Genomic DNA, 7,453 nt, shown 5'->3' with positions numbered 1-7,453 from the left:
GCGATGAAGCGCCTGACCTGACCCAGGTAGGTACTGATACTCCTCTCGGCAATGCCCCGCGCGCGGAGGGCCGAGAGAAACCGCTCGACAGCAGACCGTTGCTCGTTCTCTGGTGCAGCCATGCAGCGAAGCCTCCTTTGCCAAAAAGTGCTAAACGCCCGCAGGAACCGAGCAGGTTGATGCCAGCGCGGGAAGTACCATGGCATCGAACCTCACGCCTTTCTCCTGGGGGGGAATCAAACGTGGGCGGCACGGCAGCGATGGTGCGCAGACTCGACGGCCTGGCACGACTGGTGCTCCCAGGCGAGCTGTTGCGCACGATGGACGTCCGGCCGGGTGATCCTCTCGAGGTCTTCGTGGACCAGGGCCGCATAATACTGAGGAAATATCAGCCGGGATGTGCCTTCTGCGGCCGGGGCGGCGACCTAATCCCCTTCCAGAACTAGAGAGTGTGCCGCGAGTGCCTCGCTGCCCTGGCAGCCGCCACCGGACGCTGCCCTGCGCAAACCTCGGGCTGATGCCGGAAACCGGGGAAGGGCGCGGCGCACCCGCCCGCGGCCCTCCCCGGGTCAACGTCCGGCAACTCCACGAGTTCCGGACACCAATGTCCCCACCGGCAGGAACTGTACCCCCTGCCGGACTCTGAACTCAAAGCTTCACGCGGAAAAACGCTGCCCTCTGCTCCTCAGGTACGAGGACAGCTAGCCTCTTTATCGCGAGAACGAGTTGCTTCCTGACTGCGCCCTCCGTGACGCCGTGTTCTCTCGCCAGGCGCGCGAGACTCGAACCGCCGGTAACACCAAGCAACAGCCGGTAGCCCTCAGGGCCTGCCACCTCCGCTATCTCTGCCGGCCCCGGGCAGCACCCGCACGCCTCCCTGCCCGCCAGCCACTCGCGGACGGCCACCATCCCCGGAACGTTACCGCGCCTCCGGGGGCACGTAATGCCGGCTTCCCTCAAGAAGGCCCTTATCGAGCCGAACTCCCGCAGGATCAGCCTTGACGACGGGCAGATTTCCGGGAAGGCCCTTATGTCCGCCGTGCTCGGCGCGCAGCCGATCAGAGTGTGAAGTTCCCGCACCGCCGCGATCATCTTTTCCCTGGTCCAGCGGCGGTACGGCTGCAGCACCCGGTTGGGCACCAGCCCCGCCGCTTCAACTGCCCGGTTGTATGTGCCGAAGTGGCGCACCACGGCTGTCCGCGGCACCCCAGCCCGCATGACTTCGTCGAAGGTCGGTGTCCTGCCCAGCTCGTCAGCGAGGTCGCGGATGGCCTGCACGACCTCTTGCGCTTCTTGCATGGCCAATTTCCCGCCTCCTTTGCAAAGTCTGAGCGGAATGCGCAGGGGCCGGGGCACACGGCCCCGGCCCCCATCAAGAAGCCACTGGCACCTTTTCCCGGCAGGCGGTCCCCTGGCTGAGTGCACCCGGCCCCGTCCCCTGGTGCGAAAACTTCTGTCTCAAAAAGTAATTGGACGGGGCGGCGCAACCCCCTATCGGCCTGCTACCTGACCCTGCTCCCCGCCCAGAAGTACCGGCCCGTCTGGTCGCGCGCGGACCAGGACCCGGGGGCCACGCCTGATATGGCCTCCAGCGCCTGATGCACCCGCGTCGAGGCCAGGTCCGCCTGGTGGAGCGCCACTGCCTCGGGCGTGCGGGGCTCCACCGGCGAACCCCAGTCCCGCTGCCCGTGGTGGCTCAGCAGCATGTGTTCAACGTGGAGGCCTTCGGCTTCCGGAAAGCTCGCCACACCGGGCCAGGTGCGCCGCACGAATTCCCAGCCCATCACCACGTGCCCGAGCAGTTTTCCCGCGTCTGTCCGCTCGAACGTCACAGACGCGGCGTCGTACTCCCAGAGCTTGCCTATGTCGTGCAGCAAGGCTGCCGCGGCCAGCAGGTCTCTGTCCAGCATCGGGTAGACCGACACGGCGGCGTCGCACAGGCGCACCACCTCCAGGGTGTGCTCCAGCAGGCCGCCTTGGTAGCAGTGGTGGTTCTCCTTCGCCGCCGGCGCGGCCGCGAAGTCCTCCAGGAGCCGGGGCTCAAAAACCCGCTCAAGCAACTCCCGCAGGTGCGGCCTGGTAATACCGGCGATGACCGACAGTACGGACTCCGCAGGTGGCAGGCCTTCCCGCTGCCGGCGGAACTGCCCGGGATCGTACTCCCCGGGCTTCGCCGGCCTCAGGACGGAGATGTTGAGCTGCCTTTCGTTGTTGTACTCCGTCCAGCGCGCCTCGCCCACCAGAAGCACGTCCCCCGGCCGGACCTTCCCCGCCAACTGCTCGGCCACCGCGCTTTCCCAGACCCGGCCCTCCACCCGGGCGGAACCGTCCCACAGCACGAGCCGCAGGTAGGCTGCGCCCGAACGTGTGCGGGCAAGCGAAAGCTCCCGCACGGCGTACACTGCGTTACGCACGTCTCCCTCCACCAGCCACTCCTCCCTCCTCAGGAATTCCCCGCAGGCGCCCCGTCCGGGGGCCTGTCACGGTGGGTGAAGTACGCCTCTACCGTTTCCTCGCCCAGCGCCTTGATAGCCTCGCCCAGCTTGCCCCGCAGCAAGGGCGCGAGCTTCCAGCCCGGCACCTCGAGGTACTTCCAGGGGTCCCTACCGTGTCTTCGCAGGAGGTCGCAGAACACGGCCACGTCCGGGAAGACCCACCTCGACCTAGGGTACATCCCGAAGTACTGGTTGCCCGCCGCCACCGGCCCGGCGGCTTTCACCGCCTCCTCCAGCCGCTCCCGGCAGACCTGCAGTGCGCGCTCCAGTCTCAGCACCAACCCCGCCAGGTCCTCCGGCGTCGCTTCCCCCAGCACTTCCGCCCCCAGGCACTCCAGGGCGAAGCCGCACTCCGAGCAGACGCCGCCGGGGCGCGGTGGGAAGCCCGACCACAGGGGCTCTTCCGCCGCCTGGCGGATGTCCCGCATCACCCCGCGGGCCCAGTCCAGGGCGGCCTCGATCTCCCCGGGGCCGACCTCTGCCTCCAAAGCCGGCTCGCGCCGGTAGCGGAGAAACCACAGCCGCGCCCGCACGCGCCCCGAACCCGCCATCCAGGCGTACAGGGGAAGCTGGTAGCTGTCCAGCGGCCCGTACTTCTCCCACGACGTCTTAAAGTCCGTGAGCCGCGGGACCGGCCCGCCCTCGATGAGGTCGATGAAACCCACGAACTCCTCGCCGTCCAGCACTCCGCGCACCTTGCGCTCGACCTCGAACGGCGGCGCCGGCCTCTCGGCCTCCAGGTACCCGCGCGCCAACTCCAGGGCCTCCTCCCTGATCTCCCCGTCCACCCCCTCGGCTCCGGCCACCCGCGACGCCGCCTCCTCCACCGAGAGGCCGTCCCTCAAGCAGAGGGCCAGCACCCCGTGCGCCAACCGGCCCCGCAGCAGGGCCGGCGTGGGCGCCTCCGACCTGCCCTCGACGTAACGGTAGTAGTACCGCCGGGGACAGCCGTAGCGCGGGTCGGCGTACAGTTCGAGGCGCGAGAAGCTCCACGGCCTGCGGTCCAACTTTTTCTCCCTCCCGTTACCCGCCATGCGGGCCCCGATTTCGCACGCACCGCCTCCGCGGCCCGGAAGCAGCACCGCACCGAAAAACGAGGAACCCCGGCGATGTCCGGGGCTCCTGCCAACTCGCTTTAAAGTTAAAGCCTACCCTCGCATCAGCATGGTAACGATCATACCACCAAATCCCAGCAACATGGTGGCTACCAGCCCGATAATCCAGTAGCGGAGGCCATCCACCTGGTCCCGCAGCTTCTCGATCTTGACATCCACCGTATCGATCCGCGCCAGTAGTCTGGCCTCGACCCCGTCAATCCGCGCCGTAAGTTTGGCATCAACCGCGTCGATCCGCGCCGTAACGGCGTCAATGCGGGCCATCAGTTTCTCATCCACGCCGTCTATGCGCGCGGTCAGCTTCTCGTCCAGCCGGTCGATCCGCTGGAGGAGGAAGAAGAACTCCTCCGACGCGAAACGCCGGACGGGTTCACCGGTCGCAGCCGCTTCAGACTGCGCCTTTTCGGCCACGGCTCCCACCTCCGAGCTCACCTCCAGTCTATCAAATCAACACCATTCTCGCCAGCTTACGGGTTTGCATCCGCGGGCTCGACCGCCCGCACCAAGTCCTCCCACGCCGGCCTGGTGTACCGTGCCGTGGTGTCCAGCCTGGCGTGGCCAAGCAGGTGCGCCACCACCACGATGTCGGCGCCCCCGCGCAAGAGCCGCGTGGCGAAGGTGTGCCGCAACACATGGGGTGTAACCTCTTCCGGGTCCAGCCGCGCCAGGTAGGCATACTTCTTCACCACCGTTTCGGCCGCCCGCGGGGTTAGGTGCCCGCCGTTCCGGCCAGGGAAAAGCCACTCGCCGTGCGGACGGACCCGCAGGTACTCCTTCAGAGGCCTCCGGACCTCCGGCCCCAGGGGGACCTCGCGGTACTTGTCGCCTTTGCCGGCACGCACCACCACCTTGCCTTTGCGCTCGGTGATTTCCACGTCAGTCGGGCGCAGCCGGACCACCTCGCCCACGCGCAGGCCCGCGTGCAGCATGAGCGCCACCAGGGCGGCGTCGCGGGGATTGCCCTCCCGCTCAACCGCCCGTTCCAGGCGCGCGGCTTCAACCTTTCCCAGCGCCCGGGGCGCCCGCTGCGGCTCGCTGGCCCGGCGAGGAAACCGCGGTAGGGATTCCACCGCTCCTTGCTCCCGGTACCACCTGAGCCAGGCTCGGATGGCCGAAAGCCTCCGGTTGGCCGTGGCGGGCTTGAGGCCGCGGACGGCAAGCAGGTGGTGCAGGTATTCCCGGAGGTCGGTGCCTGTCACCAGCCCTGGTTCCAGGCGGGTCCCGTTGGTCTGCTCGAACCACCGGCCAAAGTCGTCGAGGTCCTGGCGGTAGGCCCTGGCTGTCGAAGGCGCCAGGGTCAAAAACAGCTCCGTCATGTCGAACACCTCTCAAAGCCGAACGTGCTGTGCAGAGGTGCAACTAGACGTCTTTGCCCAGATCCTGCTTACCGGCTGGTGCCAGGGATGTTTCGACATGGTGCACTTGATCCAGGTACTGTCTCCCCCTCGTTATGACCTCTTCCGCTTCCTCAACCAAGATTGCCTGGTCGCGGTAATCCGCCCGGACGCGCAGATCTTCGAGATCGTTCAGGAACCGGCCGGGTTCTCGCGGAAACACGCCCGAGCGCACAAACGGCTTGTTGAAGCGGCCCACTGCTTGCACATGACGGGGTTCTTTGTCGGCGATATTCTCACCTCGGGCTACCAGCGCTGCCACCGCTGCTTTGTAGAACGCGAAGTACGCCCGGCTGATGCATCCGCGGAAGTTGCCAGCTGTGTAGAGGCATTCGGCTTCCTGCCACATCTCGCGTGCCTGCTCTGCCTTGTACCGTACGTATTGCGCCCGCGCCTCATCCTGCAATCTGGACCCCTTTCCTTCTGACGTCGACGTAGAAGGGATCGTACTGGCCGAAGGGGCCGTACGCTTCTCTTTCGGGGCAAATGGCCGGCACAAGCCAGCACCCGTATTCCCAGGAGAGGTCATACGCGATGTCGAGCAGGGCCTTTCTCAACTCCTTGCTTTCCTCGGTGACGACCACCATCACGTCTATATCCGAGTCCGGGGCGCTGTCGCCGCGGGCGCGGGAGCCAAACAGCACCACAGACCGCACTCCGGGAAGGCGCTGGATTCTTCGGGCGTACTTCTTGGCAATGCCCATCGCCCACTGATCGGGCTTCAACGCCGTCACCCCCGCGGTTTCATCCTACCACAAGCTCTGTCAGCGCTTCACTTCCGCCACCGGCTTCCTCTACGTTGTTCCACTCAGGCCAACGCTCTGCTGCTCCACTATCTCCCATGAGCGGTTCCGCAGCGTCCGCCGGCTCAGCTTGTAGCGGTTCCACGGATACCGCGGGTCGGAAAACACCAGCCGGCGCGGGTCTTCGACCCGGAATTCCGACAGCCTGCTGCCGCTCGTAAAGCGGACCGGCTCGGAAAACCGGATGACCACGCCTTTCCTCAGCCGGGGCCGCCCCCGCCGGGCCCGCAGGTTCTCCCAGCACTCCTCGCGCCAACGCCTGGCGGTTTCGTTGTCGGTGGGCGTGAGCAGCCGCAGGATCCGCTCCGGGCAATTGGCGTGGATGGGGCCCATCTCCTCGTCAACGTCCTTGTACCCGAAATTGTAAAAGTCGTTCGGGCGGTACATCAACTCGCACACTATCGCGTTCACCTCGCGGCGGCCCTCCGGCCAGACCCGCTCGTAGGCGATGTACGCCTCGTGCAGGGTCGCCGCACAGTCCAGCACCCGCCCCACGGGGTCACCAGGGGATGGCGACTTCGTATCAAACTCGCGCCGGAAGAATTCCAGCATGCTCTCCCCTTTGGGCTTATGATCGAACACCCAGCCCATGGTTATCTCCCCCTTCGATTTCTGAGAAAGAAGCCGAGGGGGCGTTGGCGCACACCCCCTCGGCTCTGTCAGGAGACTGCTTACATATCGTGCACGTCAGGGCTCCCTTGCTTGGAGTACCAGAAACACCACTGGTTCAGCGCAAGGCCACCGCAAGGCCTGGCCGCACTTCAGGCAGGCTCCTCAAAAGCCTTGCGAGCCTTTGCCTCGCAGCCCGAACAAACAGAGAAGCCCGCCACGTGCGCCCCGCCCCAGACTCCTGTCTGCCAGTCGTACAGGTCCCGTCCGCAGAGCGCGCAGTGGTCCGCCCGCAGTTTCTCCCCGCACCGCGGGCACCGGGCAACAGCACCTTCCCAGCGGGCTTGCGGAAGATCCCGGTATTCCCCGCAACGCGGGCAATAGGCCTCCCCAACCTCTTTTGCCCTGGTCAGGAGGAGCTCCACCACGATTCCGAGGTTTTCCTCCAGGACAATCCCCAAGAATCCTGGCGAAATCCCCTCCTGCCTTGCCCGGTCAAAGCCGTACGCTCCCTCACGGACAACTTCCCGGGCGAACGCCTCCACCAGATCCATGCACAGCACTCCTTTCTCCCAGGCATTGTTGACCCGAGGCGCAAATGCCATCGCGCCTCGGTAGCACGAACGCACCTCCCTCCCCGCGCTCCCTCGCCCCCGGCGGAGAGCAAACTTCGACCGCGGCCCCAGGCGGTCCCGGGGGACCCACAGACTCGCAACAATGCTGGTACCGCCGCTGAAACCAGCTAGGGGGCGCGGAGCACCCCCTCCTGGCTGCAACTCCGGTCTGGTCCCGCCTCAGCGCTTATCTGGTGCTGCCGGGGCCAGGTCCACCTCCACAGTAAGCACTTTCTCCCCAAAAACGCGCGAGGCATTCAGGATCTCGACCGCGACGGGCAAACCACTCGCATCATAGTCCACAATTAAACGCCAGGCCCCATCGCACCCGGACCCGGAAATCAGAAGAGGGCTTTTCGCGTTATGCGAAGTCGTTTTCGGCCGATAACAGGCCCCGGGAAGCCCCAAAACGGCTTCCCGGGA

Annotated in this window: 11 protein-coding genes; 1 reads left to right on the top strand and 10 read right to left on the bottom strand. The window is 66.1% G+C overall.

The features are described from left to right. Positions 1-242 precede the first annotated feature (242 nt). Positions 243-446 (top strand): AbrB/MazE/SpoVT family DNA-binding domain-containing protein, encoded by a 204-nt coding sequence (locus AB1609_12070; protein ID MEW6047202.1) that lies wholly within the window; start codon positions 243-245, stop codon positions 444-446. Between the two features lie 202 nt (positions 447-648). Here AB1609_12070 and AB1609_12065 read toward each other — a convergent pair whose 3' ends face one another. From AB1609_12065 to AB1609_12020, 10 genes are all read right to left on the bottom strand, one after another. Continuing rightward, on the bottom strand, positions 649-1,299 hold the full coding sequence (locus tag AB1609_12065; protein ID MEW6047201.1) for a hypothetical protein: 651 nt from the start codon (positions 1,297-1,299) through the stop codon (positions 649-651). Between the two features lie 203 nt (positions 1,300-1,502). Beyond that, complete coding sequence (locus tag AB1609_12060; protein ID MEW6047200.1) at positions 1,503-2,426, bottom strand: HD domain-containing protein; 924 nt, start codon at positions 2,424-2,426, stop codon at positions 1,503-1,505. 17 nt (positions 2,427-2,443) lie between these two features. Then, positions 2,444-3,502, bottom strand: coding sequence for a PD-(D/E)XK nuclease family protein (locus AB1609_12055; GenBank protein ID MEW6047199.1), 1,059 nt, complete (start codon positions 3,500-3,502; stop codon positions 2,444-2,446). Positions 3,503-3,643: 141 nt separating this feature from the next. Next, positions 3,644-4,021, bottom strand: a complete 378-nt coding sequence (locus tag AB1609_12050) for a hypothetical protein (GenBank protein ID MEW6047198.1) — start codon at positions 4,019-4,021, stop codon at positions 3,644-3,646. A gap of 56 nt (positions 4,022-4,077) precedes the next feature. Further along, positions 4,078-4,926 carry a tyrosine-type recombinase/integrase gene (locus AB1609_12045; GenBank protein ID MEW6047197.1) on the bottom strand — a complete coding sequence of 283 codons (849 nt, stop codon included), beginning with the start codon at positions 4,924-4,926 and terminating at the stop codon, positions 4,078-4,080. Between the two features lie 43 nt (positions 4,927-4,969). Continuing rightward, on the bottom strand, positions 4,970-5,410 hold the full coding sequence (locus AB1609_12040) for a HEPN domain-containing protein (protein ID MEW6047196.1): 441 nt from the start codon (positions 5,408-5,410) through the stop codon (positions 4,970-4,972). Continuing rightward, positions 5,400-5,738 carry a nucleotidyltransferase domain-containing protein gene (locus tag AB1609_12035; GenBank protein MEW6047195.1) on the bottom strand — a complete coding sequence of 113 codons (339 nt, stop codon included), beginning with the start codon at positions 5,736-5,738 and terminating at the stop codon, positions 5,400-5,402. The genes AB1609_12040 and AB1609_12035 overlap by 11 nt, the downstream gene beginning before the upstream one ends. A gap of 60 nt (positions 5,739-5,798) precedes the next feature. Next, positions 5,799-6,398 carry a hypothetical protein gene (locus AB1609_12030; protein MEW6047194.1) on the bottom strand — a complete coding sequence of 200 codons (600 nt, stop codon included), beginning with the start codon at positions 6,396-6,398 and terminating at the stop codon, positions 5,799-5,801. Positions 6,399-6,568: 170 nt separating this feature from the next. After that, a complete protein-coding gene (locus AB1609_12025; GenBank protein ID MEW6047193.1) occupies positions 6,569-6,970 on the bottom strand; it encodes a hypothetical protein in 402 nt (133 codons plus the stop codon). Between the two features lie 240 nt (positions 6,971-7,210). Continuing rightward, positions 7,211-7,453: DUF2283 domain-containing protein (locus AB1609_12020; protein ID MEW6047192.1), on the bottom strand; the 243-nt coding region annotated here is incomplete at its 5' end.

It is taken from the genome of Bacillota bacterium (assembly GCA_040754675.1).
GTDB lineage: Bacteria > Bacillota > Limnochordia > Limnochordales > Geochordaceae > Geochorda.
The sequence above is the reverse complement of the archived record's forward strand: the minus strand, read 5'-3'. Positions and strand labels throughout refer to the sequence as shown.